Annotated in this window: 19 protein-coding genes, 16 tRNA genes and 4 riboswitches; of the genes, 2 read left to right on the top strand and 33 right to left on the bottom strand. The window is 37.6% G+C overall.

The window, feature by feature from the left end:
* Positions 1–8: 8 nt before the first annotated feature.
* The 15 genes from kdpA to tenA form a co-directional block, all read right to left on the bottom strand.
* A complete protein-coding gene (gene kdpA, locus FH036_RS11260) occupies positions 9–1,676 on the bottom strand; it encodes a potassium-transporting ATPase subunit KdpA (protein ID WP_000638352.1) in 1,668 nt (555 codons plus the stop codon).
* Positions 1,677–1,695: 19 nt separating this feature from the next.
* Positions 1,696–1,776 (bottom strand): K(+)-transporting ATPase subunit F, encoded by an 81-nt coding sequence (kdpF, locus tag FH036_RS11265; protein ID WP_000150654.1) that lies wholly within the window; start codon positions 1,774–1,776, stop codon positions 1,696–1,698.
* Positions 1,773–1,877: a SipW-dependent-type signal peptide-containing protein gene (locus FH036_RS11270; RefSeq protein WP_000887889.1), complete on the bottom strand. Its 105-nt coding sequence runs from the start codon at positions 1,875–1,877 to the stop codon at positions 1,773–1,775. The genes kdpF and FH036_RS11270 overlap by 4 nt, the downstream gene beginning before the upstream one ends.
* 99 nt (positions 1,878–1,976) lie before the next feature.
* Positions 1,977–2,122, bottom strand: a riboswitch (cyclic di-AMP (ydaO/yuaA leader).
* Between the two features lie 260 nt (positions 2,123–2,382).
* Entirely contained in the window at positions 2,383–2,613 is a 231-nt protein-coding gene (locus FH036_RS11275) for a hypothetical protein (protein ID WP_044790931.1), read from the bottom strand.
* Between the two features lie 16 nt (positions 2,614–2,629).
* Entirely contained in the window at positions 2,630–3,016 is a 387-nt protein-coding gene (locus FH036_RS11280) for a hypothetical protein (protein ID WP_000424093.1), read from the bottom strand.
* Positions 3,017–3,109: 93 nt separating this feature from the next.
* A riboswitch (cyclic di-AMP (ydaO/yuaA leader) is annotated at positions 3,110–3,257 on the bottom strand.
* 86 nt (positions 3,258–3,343) lie between these two features.
* Entirely contained in the window at positions 3,344–4,156 is an 813-nt protein-coding gene (gene thiD / locus FH036_RS11285; protein WP_000867394.1) for a bifunctional hydroxymethylpyrimidine kinase/phosphomethylpyrimidine kinase, read from the bottom strand.
* Positions 4,157–4,171: 15 nt separating this feature from the next.
* On the bottom strand, positions 4,172–5,191 hold the full coding sequence (gene thiF / locus FH036_RS11290) for a thiazole biosynthesis adenylyltransferase ThiF (protein WP_001065442.1): 1,020 nt from the start codon (positions 5,189–5,191) through the stop codon (positions 4,172–4,174).
* A complete protein-coding gene (gene thiG, locus FH036_RS11295) occupies positions 5,184–5,954 on the bottom strand; it encodes a thiazole synthase (RefSeq protein ID WP_000931981.1) in 771 nt (256 codons plus the stop codon). Before thiG ends, thiF begins: the two co-directional genes overlap by 8 nt.
* 2 nt (positions 5,955–5,956) lie before the next feature.
* A complete protein-coding gene (gene thiS, locus FH036_RS11300; protein WP_001049505.1) occupies positions 5,957–6,160 on the bottom strand; it encodes a sulfur carrier protein ThiS in 204 nt (67 codons plus the stop codon).
* A 15-nt stretch (positions 6,161–6,175) separates the two neighbouring features.
* Positions 6,176–7,285 (bottom strand): glycine oxidase ThiO, encoded by a 1,110-nt coding sequence (thiO, locus tag FH036_RS11305; RefSeq protein WP_000335189.1) that lies wholly within the window; start codon positions 7,283–7,285, stop codon positions 6,176–6,178.
* Positions 7,278–7,898, bottom strand: coding sequence for a thiazole tautomerase TenI (gene tenI / locus FH036_RS11310; protein WP_000787179.1), 621 nt, complete (start codon positions 7,896–7,898; stop codon positions 7,278–7,280). Before tenI ends, thiO begins: the two co-directional genes overlap by 8 nt.
* Before the next feature lie 10 nt (positions 7,899–7,908).
* The gene (locus FH036_RS11315) at positions 7,909–8,910 is read right to left on the bottom strand and encodes an ABC transporter substrate-binding protein (protein ID WP_000670443.1); all 1,002 of its coding nucleotides are present in this window, start codon (positions 8,908–8,910) and stop codon (positions 7,909–7,911) included.
* Positions 8,907–9,659, bottom strand: a complete 753-nt coding sequence (locus tag FH036_RS11320) for an ABC transporter permease (protein ID WP_139895770.1) — start codon at positions 9,657–9,659, stop codon at positions 8,907–8,909. Before FH036_RS11320 ends, FH036_RS11315 begins: the two co-directional genes overlap by 4 nt.
* Positions 9,659–10,408, bottom strand: a complete 750-nt coding sequence (locus tag FH036_RS11325) for an ABC transporter ATP-binding protein (protein ID WP_001256805.1) — start codon at positions 10,406–10,408, stop codon at positions 9,659–9,661. Before FH036_RS11325 ends, FH036_RS11320 begins: the two co-directional genes overlap by 1 nt.
* Positions 10,377–11,072, bottom strand: a complete 696-nt coding sequence (gene tenA, locus FH036_RS11330; protein ID WP_000666831.1) for a thiaminase II — start codon at positions 11,070–11,072, stop codon at positions 10,377–10,379. Before tenA ends, FH036_RS11325 begins: the two co-directional genes overlap by 32 nt.
* 82 nt (positions 11,073–11,154) lie before the next feature.
* Positions 11,155–11,257: riboswitch (TPP riboswitch) on the bottom strand.
* Between the two features lie 60 nt (positions 11,258–11,317).
* Positions 11,318–11,430, bottom strand: a riboswitch (TPP riboswitch).
* 269 nt (positions 11,431–11,699) lie between these two features.
* Here tenA and FH036_RS11335 point away from each other — a divergent pair.
* Positions 11,700–12,860, top strand: a complete 1,161-nt coding sequence (locus FH036_RS11335) for an SH3 domain-containing protein (RefSeq protein WP_001056059.1) — start codon at positions 11,700–11,702, stop codon at positions 12,858–12,860.
* Positions 12,861–12,865: 5 nt separating this feature from the next.
* On the top strand, positions 12,866–13,204 hold the full coding sequence (locus tag FH036_RS11340; protein ID WP_001137811.1) for a hypothetical protein: 339 nt from the start codon (positions 12,866–12,868) through the stop codon (positions 13,202–13,204).
* Positions 13,205–13,428: 224 nt separating this feature from the next.
* Here FH036_RS11340 and FH036_RS11345 read toward each other — a convergent pair whose 3' ends face one another.
* From FH036_RS11345 to FH036_RS11430, 18 genes are all read right to left on the bottom strand, one after another.
* Positions 13,429–14,580, bottom strand: a complete 1,152-nt coding sequence (locus FH036_RS11345; protein WP_139895766.1) for a DUF3965 domain-containing protein — start codon at positions 14,578–14,580, stop codon at positions 13,429–13,431.
* Between the two features lie 294 nt (positions 14,581–14,874).
* Complete coding sequence (locus FH036_RS11350; RefSeq protein ID WP_000199015.1) at positions 14,875–15,294, bottom strand: CBS domain-containing protein; 420 nt, start codon at positions 15,292–15,294, stop codon at positions 14,875–14,877.
* A gap of 130 nt (positions 15,295–15,424) precedes the next feature.
* Positions 15,425–15,496 (bottom strand) — tRNA-Glu (locus FH036_RS11355).
* 1 nt (position 15,497) lies between these two features.
* Positions 15,498–15,572, bottom strand: a tRNA-Asn gene (locus tag FH036_RS11360).
* A gap of 8 nt (positions 15,573–15,580) precedes the next feature.
* Positions 15,581–15,657: transfer RNA gene (locus FH036_RS11365), tRNA-Ile, on the bottom strand.
* Positions 15,658–15,667: 10 nt separating this feature from the next.
* A tRNA-Trp gene (locus FH036_RS11370) sits at positions 15,668–15,738 on the bottom strand.
* A 6-nt stretch (positions 15,739–15,744) separates the two neighbouring features.
* A tRNA-Thr gene (locus FH036_RS11375) sits at positions 15,745–15,817 on the bottom strand.
* Between the two features lie 9 nt (positions 15,818–15,826).
* Positions 15,827–15,902, bottom strand: a tRNA-Phe gene (locus tag FH036_RS11380).
* 9 nt (positions 15,903–15,911) lie between these two features.
* Positions 15,912–15,987: transfer RNA gene (locus tag FH036_RS11385), tRNA-Asp, on the bottom strand.
* Between the two features lie 3 nt (positions 15,988–15,990).
* Positions 15,991–16,067 (bottom strand) — tRNA-Met (locus FH036_RS11390).
* A gap of 27 nt (positions 16,068–16,094) precedes the next feature.
* Positions 16,095–16,187, bottom strand: a tRNA-Ser gene (locus FH036_RS11395).
* A gap of 51 nt (positions 16,188–16,238) precedes the next feature.
* Positions 16,239–16,331, bottom strand: a tRNA-Ser gene (locus tag FH036_RS11400).
* Positions 16,332–16,351: 20 nt separating this feature from the next.
* Positions 16,352–16,424 (bottom strand) — tRNA-Ala (locus tag FH036_RS11405).
* A 15-nt stretch (positions 16,425–16,439) separates the two neighbouring features.
* Positions 16,440–16,513, bottom strand: a tRNA-Pro gene (locus FH036_RS11410).
* A gap of 10 nt (positions 16,514–16,523) precedes the next feature.
* A tRNA-Arg gene (locus tag FH036_RS11415) sits at positions 16,524–16,597 on the bottom strand.
* A 3-nt stretch (positions 16,598–16,600) separates the two neighbouring features.
* Positions 16,601–16,689 (bottom strand) — tRNA-Leu (locus FH036_RS11420).
* A gap of 16 nt (positions 16,690–16,705) precedes the next feature.
* Positions 16,706–16,780: transfer RNA gene (locus tag FH036_RS11425), tRNA-Gly, on the bottom strand.
* Between the two features lie 29 nt (positions 16,781–16,809).
* Positions 16,810–16,890: transfer RNA gene (locus FH036_RS11430), tRNA-Leu, on the bottom strand.
* Positions 16,891–16,976: the final 86 nt, after the last annotated feature.

Raw genomic sequence — 16,976 nt, forward strand, 5'->3', positions numbered from 1 at the left:
ACCCTCCATTACTTCAATGTAAGAAATTCTGCAATTGGGCCGAGTACTAACATCGGGAAGAATGTTAATGCACCGACAATTACAATTGTTCCGATGAAAATGCCGCCAAATAAACTATTATCCGTACGGAACGTTCCGACTGTTTCTGGCACAACCGTCTTCTCTTTCAATGAAGCTGCAACAGCTAGCATCGTAATTAAACTGAAATAGCGTCCTAAAAACATAACTAAACCAGTTGTAATATTCCAAAACGGTGTATTATCTGCTAACCCTTCAAATCCAGATCCGTTATTCGCAGCTGATGACGTATACTCATAAACAACTTGTGTTAAACCGTGGAAGCCCGAGTTAGAAATCGCTTCTGTTCCTAAATGTGTAGAAAGAGCCAATGCTGAAAATCCTAAAATAAGCAGTGGATGAAATAGTATTGTTACCGCAATTAATTTCATTTCCTTACCTTCAATTTTCTTACCTAAAAATTCCGGTGTCCGTCCAACCATCAATCCAGATATAAAGACTGCGATAATCGCATACATAATAATGTTCACAAAGCCTGCTCCAACGCCGCCGTATACTGTATTTAACATCATATTTACGAGTGGTACTAACCCGCCAATTGGTGTTAACGTATCATGCATCGTATTCACCGCTCCAGTTTCAGCAGCTGTCGTTACTGTTGCGTATAGTGAAGAAAATACTGTTCCGAACCTTACTTCTTTTCCTTCTGTACTTCCTTGTACATGTTCGATACCCATTCCATTTAAAGCTGGATTTCCATGTAATTCAGATGTCGTAATCGTTATAAACCCTAGTAAAAAGACCATGAATAGTGAAACAAAAAGGATGCGACCTTGCTTTTTATTGCCCACCATTCGTCCGTACGTAAATGGAAGTGCTGTTGGCAATAACATCATAAGCATCATTTGCAAAATATTACTCATTTGTCCTGGATTTTCGAAAGGATGTGTAGAGTTTGCTCCGAAAAATCCACCGCCGTTATTTCCAAGTTCCTTAATAGAAACGAATGATGCAACTGGCCCGCGTAATATGCTTTGCTTTGCCCCATCAATTGTTTGTGCTGTAACGGCACCGTCTAACGTTTGTGGTACGCCAAGTGCAACAAAGACTAGTGCCGCCATAAATGCGATAGGAAGAAATACTCTCGTTAGTGCTCTCGTAAAATCAACGAAAAAGTTACCGAGTTCTTTTCCAGCAAGCCCTCTTATAAATGCCATAACGAGCGCTAAAGTCGTTGCCGGTGCTGCAAACATTAAGAATGTAATTCCGATTAATTGTGATAAATAAGATAAACCATTTTCACCGCTATAATGCTGTAAGTTCGTATCAGCCATAAAACTAATTGCTGTATTAAAAGCGAGCGTAGGCTCCATTCCTTCAATGTGTGCTGGATTTAATGGCAATACTCCTTGTAGTCTGAAAATGAAATATACGACAACAATCATAAATCCATTTAATAAAACTAATGATAATGCGTACTGTTTCCACGTTTGATTATATTCTTTTACACCCGTAATTTTAAAAATAAGTTTTTCAAAAGGCCCGAATACTTTATCTAGCTTTTTACTCCCTTGAAAGGCTTTCTCTAAATAAATTCCCGTTGGCTTTGCCACAAGAATAAACAATAGCATTGTAATAACGACTGCAACCCAGATCATAATGAATGACTCCCCCTAATTAAAACTTTTCCGGATTTAATAATGCATACACTAAGTACACCGTAATTGCTGCAACAATAATTGATAAGGCAATCGTCATGATTGCTTCCCTTCTTTCACAACTTTATCTGACCAACTTGCAAGACTTGCCATCGATGCAACTAACACAACAAAAATCCCGATCATTACAACATCTAACATAGCTATCCCTCATTTCTAATTGTTAAATTTTACCATTAAAATATTAAAAAAGAACACTGAGCTCTACTCAGTGTTCAAAAAATGAACAACAAAAAGTAAACCTCCTCTCTAAACGCTTACGAGGTTAGCTGTCGGATTCGGGCCTAAAGAGTAGCCCTACTTTCAAAACTGAAAGATTCACCCCAAGTGACGATGCACAAAATTGGTTCCCCCGCTCCATTTCTGGAACTCAGCGATTTTAGGTTTTTTTGGAAATTTTATGAATGATTTATGAGAGTAAATATACTCCTCTATATTTCACTTGTAAAGAGCTAAATTACTGAAAATAAGAAAATATCCATCTATTTAAACGCTTACATTAAGTGTTATTAATATTATTCCATCTATTTTCTCGTCTTTTCTTGCTTTTTCATAGAAATGATATTTTAAATACGAAATAAAAAGAGCGAATGACATGAAGTGCATCGCTTGTTGCACTTAGCATTCGCTCTTTTTTATTCACTATTTATTCTCCTCGTAAAAAAGTACGTAAATTTCTCCCGCGAATATAAACTTGTGACAATTCTGCATGTAGCTGCTCATATTCGATAATATCTGTTTTTAAATATAAAGCGTCTTTTGATGGCAGTATGATATAGGGCTTTGGAAAAATGGGGTCGAGCACCACCAATTCTTGAACTCGCTCTACCGATACCGCCCAACGATTCGCTATATCTCCTAGTAACAAAACCTTCATCTTCTTTTCCCCCGCCCTATTCAAAAAATAAAAAAGTAATATTATCACAATTCGTAAACACGACAAATGTAGCTCCAATTGTTTCATAGAGCCTCGCTGGATATCGTTTATTCCTTGTAACAACAGTAATAGGTGCCTGAAAAGAAAAGCGAATGTGTTCTGTGAAAAAACTAACGATTGGGAGTTCATCCCCTAGTAAAATTACCTTCTTAATACACTCACAAATACTAGTAAAATCTTGCTCCTTACTACAACTATACGTCCAATCAAATCCACAATTCCTCACTTCAGCCGCTATCTCTTCATTTGCTGTAAAAATAATTAACTCATGTTGAAATGCTACTAAATTTCTTAAACTATTTACCTTGCTTTCTTCTCCAACACAAATAAGTGTTAGTTCCATGTACCTCATCCTCCTTAGTATAAAAGAACTCAAACATAGATTGATATTCCCTTATACTAATCAGATCGATGAAGTGATGTATCCATCATGGCACCGTCCTCTCTCAAGACGCTTACGAAGTTAGCTGTCGGATTCGGACTTTGAGAGTAGCCCTACTTTCAAAATTGAAAGATTCACCCCAAGTGACAATGCACAAATTGGTTCCCCCGCTCCATATAATTGGACTCAGCGTATTACAAAAAATATATTCTGGCTGATATATTACTCCTGTATTTAGAAAAAGTAAACAGAAAAAAAAGCCAGTTATAAAACTGACTTTTTACTTACCTACACACTCGTTTTATTCACTTTATATGCAAAATGATTCGTCGGCCCATGACCACTTCCAATATGCAACGGCTCTTCAATTGCTATACTAATAAATCGTTTTGCTTCTTGAACTGCCTCTTCCATCGAGTAGCCTTTCGCAAGCCCTGCTGTAACCGCTGAAGCAAATGTACAGCCGCTTCCATGTGTTTGCTTTGAAGGAATTCGCTCACTTCTAAATTCAATAAACTTTTCTCCATCAAAAAGTAAATCAATTACTTCATTACCTTGATATTCTGCATGTCCGCCCTTCATAAGTACATATTTCGCCCCTAATTCATGCAATACTTTTGCAGCCTCTTTACTATCTTCAACGTTATGAATTTCTAGCCCCGTTAACACTTCTGCCTCAGGAACATTCGGCGTTACAACTGTTGCTACTGGCAATAAATATTCTTTTAAAGCTTGTACTGCTTCTTGTTGTAATAATGATGCACCGCCCTTAGCAATCATAACAGGATCTAGTACAATATTATTCCAGCCAAATTTATTAATATATTCTGCTACAATTTGAATAATTTCGTTGCTAAATAACATACCTATTTTTACAGCATCTGGTGTTAAATCCGTACCAATTGAATTCAACTGTTCCGTAATACCTTCTAACGAAACTGGATATACCCCTTGAACGCCAAGCGTATTTTGAGCAGTAATTGCCGTAATAGCCGTCATCCCATACACGCCAAGCTCTTGAAATGTTTTTAAATCTGCTTGAATGCCAGCACCGCCTCCGCTATCAGAACCTGCAATTGTTAAAGCTTTATTTACTTTCATCCCACTCATCCTTTTCTATCCAAAATATCGATGATAAATCGTTTTTGCTTCGCTTATATCTTTCGTTCCATGTACAAGTACACGACCATCTTTAAAAGCAACTAATCTCTTTTCTTCCACAGAAAATGATAATAAATATGGATTTACATTTAAATCATTCACACGATCATTCAGCAGCTCTTTGTATCGTTCAAAATCTATTTCCTCTTTATGAGGTGGTCTAATTTGAACTGTATTTCTCCCGCATAAAACTGCTGTTTTCGATGTATTATCTTTATTTAAATACGGATACAAGGCATTCTCTCCGCACGAAGGACAATTGTGCTTACGAAGCTTTTGCACATTCATACATGAATATTCATTTTTCCATACATCAAACGATACAAGTCCATCTCGAAGCGATTCGTAATCTTCTACTAATAGTTTAAGAGCTTCCGTTACTTGATGAGAAACGACGAGAGATACAGCAGGCGATATAATCCCCGCTGTATCACATGTCGCTCCGCCAAGCGGAATCGATTGTAATAAACAAGATAAACATGGCGTTTTACTAGGAAGGATTGTGTAAGAAAGGCCGTAACTCCCTACACATGCTCCGTAAATCCATGGAATAGAATATTTTTGTGCTATATCATTCACAATGAAACGCGTTTCGAAATTATCAGTTGCATCAATCATTACATTAACGTTTGTAACAAGCTCTTCTAACTCCTCAGCTGTTACATCTTGAACGAGCGCTTCTACTCTTACTTCACTATTAATCTCTTCTAGACGCTTCTTCGCTGCTACAGCTTTCGGAAGATTATTTTTCACATCACTCTCTGCATACAATTGCTGCCTTTGTAAATTACTCCAATCGACATAATCCCGGTCAACAATCGTTACTGTACCAACACCAGCTCTTACAAACATTTCTGCATTTGCACTACCTAGTGCGCCTGCACCGATAATAAGCACATGCTTTTCCCTTATCTTTTGCTGTCCTTCTTCTCCAATCGGAGAAAATAGTTCTTGGCGAGAATATCGATTATTCAACTACGCTCATTCCTTCTAAAGGACTACTTGCTGTTGCACAACGTTTACGTGCAATGCGACCTGCTTCAAAGCCTAAACGACCTGCCTCAATACTTAATTTCATTGCTTGTGCCATTTTAATAGGATCTTTTGCTCCTGATACAGCTGTATTTAATAACACACCATCTGCTCCTAATTCCATCGCAAATGCCGCATCAGCCGGGCTACCGATACCAGCATCAACGATAACTGGTACTGTCGCTTGTTCAATAATGAAGCTCAAATTCAATGGATTTACAATACCAAGTCCTGATCCAATTGGAGATGCTCCTGGCATAATCGCATGCACGCCAAGTTCTTGTAATTTACGTGCTAATACAACATCATCAGATGTGTACGGAAGTACGATAAATCCTTCTTCTAGTAACATTTCAGATGCCTTTAACGTCTCTACCGGATCAGGTAATAACGTTCTATCATCACCAATAACTTCTACCTTTATCATGTCGCACAGCCCTGAAGCTTTTGCTAATTTTGCAATACGAACAGCTTCTTCAGCATTTTTTGCTCCGGCTGTATTCGGTAATAACGTATATTTTTTTACATCAAGTTTCTCTAATAAATTAGGCTGCTTTGCATCAAATATATCCATACGACGTACTGCGAACGTTAAAATTTCTGCCTCAGATACATCAATTGCCTTTTGCTGCACATCAAAATCAGGGAATTTGCCTGTTCCTAATAAAAGTCTAGAATGAAATGAAAATGGTCCAATGTTTAACATAATCAACCGCCTCCTACGAAAGTTACAATCTCAATTTGGTCTCCATCAAAAACAGATGTATCTGTATGATCATCTTTTTGTAAAATATCTTTATTACGCTCTACTACAACAATTCTGTTATCTAACTCTAAATGTGTAAGTAGCTCAGCTACTGTTTTCACACTCTCTGGCACTTCAATTTGATTACCATTAATTTTTAAATTCAAACTTCCATCCCCTTTCTAAACTGTTTTAGAAAGCAATAAATCTAGCAAGTGATTCTCCTGCTTTCCTTCTATTAAATCAGCCATATATTGACCAGAAACAGGACTTAATAAAATGCCGTTTCGATAATGGCCTGTGCAAGCATATAAACCTTTTATTTCTTCATGCTCTCCCATATAAGGAGCTTCATGATTCGACTGTGGTCTTAATCCTGCCCATGCGCTTTCCCATTCCGCTTCTTTTAATGCTGGCAATATTGTATACGCGCGCTCTAATATAGAAGTAATACTCTCTGGTTGCACAGTTTTATTGAATGTACGGGGCTTCATCGTTGCTCCAATTACGTAACGTCCGCCGCGCTTTGGTGCAATGTAAAATCTTTCTTGGAAAATAGGCGCCTTTAAAAGTGGTTTTCTACTTCTTACCGCTACTACTTCTCCTTTAACTGGATATGTACCCCATTCGCGGTGAAAATAACCTAGTAACTTCGTGCTCCATGAGCCACCCGCAATAACAACTTTCTCGCAAGTGATCATGCCTTCACTCGTCACAATTCCATTCACTTTATTATTTTCAATACGGATATCAAACACTTCTGTCTGTTCATATATATCAGCGCCCGAAAATGATGCGGAATGTGCGAATGCTTTCGTAAGCTCTGGTGCAATAACATGACCATCTTTCGGATAATATACAGCCCCTATAATTGACTCAGATAAATACGGCTCTTTCTCTCGCAAACGATCTCCCGCTAGAAAGTAAGAATCTTCACCGGTTTTCTGCTGCCAATCCATAATGTGAAGAATTCTTTCCTTCTCATCTTCATTTTGAGCAATGCGATAAATGCCTTTCTCTTCATACCCAATATCGATGCCTGTTTTTTCGCGTAAAACTTCTGCAAGTTGTGGAAATATAGCACGGCTTTCTCTAGCAAGTTCAAATAGCGGGTCATATTCATCCCATTCTGCCTGCACCCCAAGTAAACCAGCGGCTGCTTTCGAGGCTTCAGATGCAATCTGTTGCTTCTCTACAATCGCTACTTTATGGCCTCTTTCTGCTAGAAAATGTGCAACCGAACTACCAATTACACCACCGCCAATTATCGCTACATCATACTTCTTACACATGTTTTTCCGCCCACTTTCTTATTGATTCCTTATAAGATTTCGCTTTGCTATACGGGTTACTACTACTTATAATCCCAGACATAACAGCAATACCACTGACGCCGTTAGTAAGAACATCTCCAGTGTTTTCCGGAGTGATTCCTCCAATTGCTGTAATCGGTATGGATAAACACTTTGCAATGTCTGAAATTTCTTCAAGCCCTCTCGCTGGCACACCTTTTTTACAATCTGTCGGAAATACATGACCATAGACGAGTGAATCCGCGCCATTCTTAAATGCATCAATCGCCTCTTCTAAAGAATGCACAGAATAACCGACATGCAAATAAGAAAACTTTTCTTTCACTGACCTTACATCTGCGCTTCGATATCCTAGCTGCACACGCGGAATATTTAATAAAATAGCAATATCAATTCGATCATTTATCACTATTTTCGATGCTGGAAAGCCCTTCTTCAAAAGACTTTCCACACCTTCATACAATTCCTTCGTACTTTTCTCACGCTCACGAATATGCAAATAATCAATTTCACTTTCAATTTGCATCGCTACATTCACTAACTCTTCGAATGACATGTGACCATTTGAGATTACATGAAGCTCATTTTTCATATTCATTCGCCTACTTTAAAATGTTTTCGAATAACTCATCGGCCGGAACGATTTCTTTCGTCATTCCTTTATCTTTCAACCATTTATTTTGTTTCTCCCATGACTCTTTTGAATCTGATAAAAATGGCTCATCTTTCGTTTCCATCTTCTCTAATAAAATTTTCATACTTTCCTTTTCAACTTCTGGCACAAGTGGGAAGTTTTCTTTTTCTTGATGATTTAATAAAATATTCAATGCTTCATCTGGGTTTTTCTTCATGAAATCATAGCCTTTTTTCGTACCACGCAAGAAAGCTTGCAAAGCTTCTTTATCTTTTTTCAATGTCTTATCACCTGTTACAAATACGAGCTCATGATAATTCGGTACACCATAATCTGCTGGATTAAAGTATGCTGGTTCATGACCTTCATGACGCATAACAGGTACTTCGTGGTTAATATATGCTCCTGTTACCGCATCCACTTTTTTCGTAATTAATGCTGGTACTAAATCAAAACCAACATCGACTACTTTCACTGTATCTGGATTACCACCAGCTTCTTTTACCATCGTTTTTAAATACATCTCACTTAAAGGTGTTCCAGAATATCCAACTGTTTTACCCTCTAAATCTTTTGGCGATTGAATGCCTGCAGACTTCAGCGATACAACATGATTTAATGGTGAACGTACGACGGCTCCAATTGATTTCACTGGAATTTGTTCATTTGCTTTTGCCATGACAACATCTGGCTGATAATATAAGCCAACTGTTACTTTTCCTGCAGCTGCTAACGTTAATGGGTCAGTCGGATTAGAAGGGAATTTAATATTTACCTTTACTCCTTCTTCTTTAAAGTAACCTTTTTCAATTGCCGCATAAATAAAGCTATGTACCGCATTTGGGTACCAATCAAGCATGACCGTTATTTCTTTCTCTTTTTTATTCTTATCTGATGCTGAATTACTCGAACATCCAGCAATCATTGCAACTAATAATGTAAGCACAAAGATGCGTTTTAAAAATTTCATGAATGCTTCCTCCAACTAATGAATTTCTTTTCTAATACCGAAATAAGTACGACGAAGAAAATAGCTAATAATGATAACAATACAATGGGTGCAAATACACCTGCCCCGTCTAATTGCGTCATCATTCTCTTACTGAAATATCCTAGCCCCGCTTGTGCACCGAGCCATTCACCAATTGCCGCCCCAATTACACTAAGCGGTACTGCAATTTTTAAAGCTGAGAAAAAATAAGGAAGTGCAGACGGCAATTTTAATTTAAGAAAAAGATCTTTTTTCGTTGCCCCATACGTAACTAAAAGCTCTTCCCATTCTTTTTTCGTACTGCGCAGTCCATCATACGTATTAACCGCAATTGGGAAAAACGTAATTAAAACTGTAACAACAACCTTACTCCAGATCGTATATCCAAACCATAAAACGAAAAGCGGAGCAAGCGCTGTAATAGGAATCGTTTGTGAGGCAACTAATAATGGATAAAATGCTCTCTCCATCCAATTACTCGCATTCATTAACATCGCTAGCCCTACCCCAAGTACGATAGAAATAGCCACCCCTATTAAAACGACATATAATGTTGCGGGCAAATGAACCGTAAATAATATGTCTTTTAGTTTCCATATCTTCATTACAATTGCAGACGGTGACGGTAAAATGTACATTTCATCTACAATTCTTGCGCCTACTTCCCAAAGAGCAAGTAAAATACTAGAAAGTGTAAGAGCAGGTAATAGCTCCTTCAACCGGTTCATCATACGAGTACCTGCCTTTGCAACATACTAAGAAGCTCATCTTTCAGCGCTAATACTTCCGGTTTATATAAATCTTTTCTTGTCCGATTATGATCAAGCGGTACAATCCTCTCGGTTAAAGTAGTTATCGGTTGCTGCTCTACCACTAAAATTCGATTAGAAAGAAACAATGCTTCTTCCACATCATGAGTGATAAATAAAATTGTTTTTTCCCACTCTTTCCATTGTTCAAACAACCATTCCTGTAAAGATGCCTTCGTTAAAGCATCCAACGCGCTAAACGGTTCATCTAACAGCAATATCTCCCCGCCTGTTAATAAAGTTCGAATGAAAGATACGCGTTGCCTCATACCACCAGATAAATCTTTCGGATATTTTGCCTCATACCCTTGTAAACCAAATTTGTGTAACAGTTCCTTTGCCTTTATTTGTGCTTCTTTCTTCTGTACACCTTGGCACTCTAGCGGCAGGGCCGCATTCTCAATAATCGTTCTCCATGGCAGGAGCATATCTTTTTGGGGCATATACCCTACAGGATGGCTCTTTGTTTCTGTTAGTTCTATCTGTCCCGTACTCGCTTCTTCTAAACCTGTAATAAGGCGAAATAAAGTACTTTTCCCGCATCCACTCGGTCCGATAATGCTTACAAACTCTTTATCTTGTATAGAAGCATTTAATTCATTAATGATTGGCTTCTCATCATAATGAAAAGAAACATTATGAAACTGTAGTATGTTCTTGCTCCTCAAATCCCCACATCTCCTTACGGTAGGACATATCCCAGAATAAATATTCAAATCGACTGGAATATAGGAAAATCTCCTCTAACCGATCTAGCTCTTTTTCAGACTTTCCAACTGCCATTTCATTTAATAAATCGATTAACCAAACACAAAGGTTGCCATATTCTTCAGAGCTATAGCCTTGAATCCACTCACCAAAGAACTCATGATCTCTTGCTCCAGGAATATCATTTAAACGCTTTCCAATCTCCCAGTAGCTCCACATACATGGAAGAAGTGCTGCTATTAATTCCGCAAGTGTGCCATTTTGAGATACAGACATCATGTAATTTGTATAAGCTAAATTTTTAGCAGATGGCTTTGCAGACTCTATCTCCTCTATAGAAATTCCAAGTCTTTTTGCATACTGTTTATGAATTGTCATTTCTCCATTTAATATCCCATCAATTTGTTCAGCAAATTTCCCCATAACTTGTGGATTTGTTGCCTTTACAACACCGATCGCATATAACTTTGCATAATCTAACAAGTATAAATAATCTTGAATAATATAATACTGAAACTTATCTTTTTCTAACGTACCATCCCCCATACCTACAACAAATGGATGATTATGACTCATCTCCCAAACTGGTTGTACAGTTTCTAATAATCTATCGCAAAATTTCATTTCTCTATCCCCTTTCAATTTATATATCTAAATAAAAAACCACTTCTAAATAAGAAGTGGTTACAGCAAATAAAATTATAATTTATTCGTTGCTCCACTTCCCTTCGCTAGTATTATCTAGATCAGGTCTGTAAGGGTTAAGGATTATTCCTCTCTCAGCACAACAAGCACCCCTAGTGGTTTCAATATGAAATTTTCAAATAAAAAAGCCCCGTTTCTATACGCAAAGAAACGGGGACTCATTATTAGTGTCCGAATTGCTTCCCTACGCTAGCATAATCTAGATCAGGTAATAAAAAGGATCAAAGACTTAAGGTCTTACTCTCAGCTGGCAACACCAGCTCTCCTAGCAAACTATAAAATTATCACTGTCAGTATAACACCGTAATAAGACATCATCAACTGTTTTAATTTTCTCAATTGTCAACAAAATAACAAAACCATATAATACTTATATTCTATCTTAGAAATTATTATCCTAATAAATTGGATAATAAGGAATCATTATCCTCAAAAAATTTATTTTTATATTGATTTCATATTACATTTATGTGAATACACCCACTATATTATATCTTTATACTATAATAAAATTACAACTATACAACTAGAGGAGGTCTCTATTATATGAATATGAAAGCTACTGCTTTAACAGCAACTACTGTCGCAATTGCTTCTTTACTTCCTTCTATGGGAGAAACAAATGTACAAACAGCCAACGCTGAACAATTATCTAATGTGAAAACTGGATATGTCAAAGTCGATCAAGTAGCCTTACATACAAAAGATAACGCAAATAGCTCATCAATTGATACAATTCGCTTTAATACGAAAGTGAATATACTTGAAACAACTAATGGCTGGTATAAAGTATCTGTTAATAATAAAGTAGGTTACGTACAAAAAGATTCTATTCTACTAAAAAACAAACTTCAATCTAATAATCAATATATCGTCAATGCCAATGCATTAAACGTTCGTTCTGAACCTAATTTAGAATCTTCAATTTTAGATGTATTACCAAATGGGAAATTCGTTACTATTCAAGAAGAACAAGGTGAATGGTATAAAATTTTACATAATGGCAAAACAGGTTACGTACAAAAGGCATTCGTATCTAATGGTTCACAGCCTTTAGTAAAAGGCATCACAGTTCAAAATAATATGAAATACACAGTAGCAACACCTAAACTTAATGTGCGTAGCAACGCTAGTACAAGTAGCGCACTACTTGGTTCATTACAAAATGGTACACAATTACAAGTAGTGGAAACTGTAGGAACTTGGTATAAAATTCGTTTTGGCACAGGATACGGATATGTGGCAAAGCATTATGTAGTGCAAAATCAAACGCAATCACAAGCTCAAACGGCTCAACCTACTTCCATTCCAGCAGTTTTCAAATTCCCTACTCAAGGAAAAATTAGCTCAACATTTGATATGCGCTGGGAACAAATGCATTATGGTATAGATATCGCAGCTCAGGGGAATGTCTCTATCCAGGCTGCGGCGGCAGGTAAAGTCGTGAAATCATATTATTCAGCTAGCTATGGCAATGTTGTGTTCATCGCCCATCAAATAAACGGGAAATTATATACAACAGTCTATGCTCACATGAAAGATCGCACTGTACAAGCTGGTGATCAAGTACAAGCTGGACAATTAGTAGGTCATATGGGAAACACAGGTCATTCATACGGGCAACATCTTCATTTTGAATTACACAATGGAGAATGGAATTTTGAAAAAACAAATGCAGTAAACCCACTGCCATATTTAGTTAGGTAAATTGTATGCCACGCAATATCAATATACCTCTCTTAATTGAATACTTAGCCTTTTTAGGCTTAATCTGTTGCTTAGTAATTTATAATACAAATACTGTATTTTTATCTATTATCATTGCTTTTGTTGCTTTAGAAATTATGATGGAAGCCTTTCAAGTTCAACTAAAACAAAAAATTGCCCATATTTATAATGCCATCTTTCTATTAAGTGCTTTAATAACAAATATTATTAGTAATGGTTTTTATTTATCTACCGTATTTCCCGTATTTTTTATGGCTGTTTTATTATTCATAGCTAGATACATTCATGTCCCTAATAACAAAAAACACGAACAAGAAGCTTAGAAAGAGGAGACACTGTGTACCAATCTTTCAAAGATAATCCGATAAAATATATATTGAATTTATACAAAAAAACAAATACTTTTTTTGGTATACAAGGAAGCTATACGGCACAATTTCTCCTTTATGGAATGTTATTTCTCGTCTTAATTACATTCTCCTTGCTTTACTAATAAAAAAAGGATCTCACAATTGAGATCCTTTTTAATTTATATAGAAAGTGCCCTTTATCCACAAGCATATTTTTCATAAATAAAGCTAAGATTATATTTTTTCTCTAAGCTCATTCTTTGTTCATCATCACACCAATAGAACAGAATATCATGAATCGTTGCATAACGCTTATTTTTAAGAAACAGTTTAAAGAAAGATGGTAAACAGTCATGTAATTGTATAAATATATAATTGCGTAATATTTCTTCTTTATATTTAATGCCCTTACAAATATACAATAATTCTTCACAATAATATGCATGTTGTGGAACTTGGATCATTTCAAAAAATGGCACATATGATAATAACTTTCCAATAAAATGATCATATCGATCCATTATCCCTATCGTCATATGCTCCATCATATCTTTCATTACATATAAATAATCATCTACATGAGTAGTCTTGAGTGGGTCTAATCGATCTGAAATTTGAGAAAGTACAGCCCTTTGGCAAGCTAACACCGCTTGACTAGGTCCATAATATGATAGAAAGTCTGTACACTTACGATACTTTCGTAATAAATCATATGTATATAAGTCATAAACAAAAGTATTACAATACATCGCTAAACTCATCATATCACTATTTAATTGCTCTTTTGATAGTGACTTAGCTCTCTTACACATATAAAAAAATGTAAATTCTAATACTTCTTTATGGGATAATAAATGTTTACAGTCTGTTATACATTTCTCATTAAATTTAACTCTATCCCAAATTTCTACATCTCCATCAATTAATTCACCAATACGATATTTAATTATTAAATAGTTTAAAGCAACCGCCTGCGTCAAAAGATCCCACGTTTCATATTCCAATGAAGTATGAACAAACTCAGCTAGCCCTTGAGTTACCATAAAAGTATTCGCTTCTTCATACCAACCAATTTCTTGGCATAAGCGAAGAATACGTACTAAAGTTGGAATTTCGTCTTTATGAAATTGCGGTAAATTCTTTGCTTTATTCATTCCATATACGATAAATGCCGCTAAATTTTCTTCTTTATAAAATTCTTTTTCTTTCCACACTAATATAGTTCGTTCTTTCCCTTCACCTTTTGGATGACAAGGTACAAGCAAAGAAAATAATTCAGCGAAATTATTTGGTTCTATATATGTATCTGTAACCAAATTCCAATTTGGATCGCGCTGTACAGCCTTCATATAATTCCCCTTCCCTTTTATCTACATAGGAAATATTAATCCATTATCACATCATTAACAATAAATATTGTTATATTCGAAATCAATCATAATACTTATATCTATCAGTATATCATTTTTTCTCTTATTTATAATTAGGAATGACAAATTTAAATAAACTGTCGAAATTACTAACTGTATACTTATTATATAATGGCTCAGATACATCATGCTAACATATTAGCTTAACCCTATATACTAGAATAATGTATCTGATTTTTATACGTAACGTATTACACTAATTAAAGTCTCACTTCATTCCGTATGCTCTGATATTTCACTTAAAGCAAATCCCGCTTGATCATCTGCCGATTCTTTTATAGCTAAATCCCCTAGTGCTAACATCCCAACGAGTTGACCACTCTCAACTACTGGCAATCGTCTAATTTGATACTGTGCCATTAACTCTGTAGCCTTTTCAATAGGATCATCTGGAGAAACTGAGACAATGTTTTTTGTCATTACATTTGTAATTTTATTAGATCCAGGATGTTTTTCAGCAATCCCTCGAACAACTAAATCTCGGTCCGTAACAAGACCAACAACTTGTTCATTTTCAACAACCGGAATCAATCCAATCGATTCTTCTTTCATCTTTACAGCAGCTTCATATACATTGTCTAACGGTGTACACTGTACAATATGAGTGCTCATCAAGTCTCTCACTCGTGTCATTTGTATCTCCTCCTTTTTATACATACCATAGCTTTTCCTAAATCCCTTTATTTATTTCAGGAAAATCAGTTGATAAAGGAGAATGAACGCACAATAAAAAAGAGTCAGCAATATGCTGACTCTTTTTTTATGACCCGTACGGGATTCGAACCCGTGTTACCGCCGTGAAAGGGCGGTGTCTTAACCACTTGACCAACGGGCCATGGCTCCGCAGGTAGGACTCGAACCTACGACCGATCGGTTAACAGCCGATAGCTCTACCACTGAGCTACTGCGGAATAATATATGGTGGGCCTAAATGGACTCGAACCATCGACCTCACGCTTATCAGGCGTGCGCTCTAACCAGCTGAGCTATAGGCCCATATACTTTACAGGGGCAGTAGGAATCGAACCCACACTGGAGGTTTTGGAGACCTCAGTTCTACCTTTAAACTATGCCCCTAAAGGATGCCGACTAGAGGACTTGAACCCCCAACCTACTGATTACAAGTCAGTTGCTCTACCAATTGAGCTAAGTCGGCATAAAAAAATGGTGGCTCGGGACGGAATCGAACCGCCGACACGAGGATTTTCAGTCCTCTGCTCTACCGACTGAGCTACCGAGCCAAACATAAATGGCGGTCCCGACCGGGGTCGAACCGGCGATCTCCTGCGTGACAGGCAGGCATGTTAACCACTACACCACGGGACCATTTGGTTGCGGGGACAGGATTTGAACCTGCGACCTTCGGGTTATGAGCCCGACGAGCTACCGTGCTGCTCCACCCCGCGATGATAAAATATTTAATTAAGAAAAAATGGAGGAGGTAGAGGGATTCGAACCCCCGCGCGACTCTCGCCGCCTGTCGGTTTTCAAGACCGATCCCTTCAGCCGAACTTGGGTATACCTCCATGAAGGAAAAAATATTTTATTATTTATGTCTAAACCATTTTAAAAGAAAATGGAGGAGGTAGAGGGATTCGAACCCCCGCGCGATTCTCACCGCCTGTCGGTTTTCAAGACCGATCCCTTCAGCCGAACTTGGGTATACCTCCGAGACATATAATAAATAAAGTGGAGCCTAGCGGGATCGAACCGCTGACCTCCTGCGTGCAAGGCAGGCGCTCTCCCAGCTGAGCTAAGGCCCCATGTTTTTGGGAATATCGGGAAGACAGGATTTGAACCTGCGACCCCCTGGTCCCAAACCAGGTGCTCTACCAAGCTGAGCCACTTCCCGTTAATAAAAGCGCGCCCGAGAGGAGTCGAACCCCTAACCTCTTGATCCGTAGTCAAACGCTCTATCCAATTGAGCTACGGGCGCATATGGTGCCGAGGGCGGGGGTCGAACCCGCACGGTGGTCACCCACCGCAGGATTTTAAGTCCTGTGCGTCTGCCTGTTCCGCCACCCCGGCATGTCATATTGAAAATTGGAGCGGAAGACGGGATTCGAACCCGCGACCCCAACCTTGGCAAGGTTGTATTCTACCACTGAACTACTTCCGCAAGACATGTATGAGTTATTTTATTAAAAGTGCGGGTGAAGGGAGTCGAACCCCCACGCCAAAGGCGCTAGATCCTAAGTCTAGTGCGTCTGCCAATTCCGCCACACCCGCATATTTTGTTAAAATGGTGAGCCATGAAGGACTCGAACCTTCGACCCTCTGATTAAAAGTCAGATGCTCTACCAACTGAGCTAATG

The organism is Bacillus sp. CD3-5, from assembly GCF_006349665.1.
Classification (GTDB): Bacteria; Bacillota; Bacilli; order Bacillales; family Bacillaceae_G; genus Bacillus_A; species Bacillus_A paranthracis.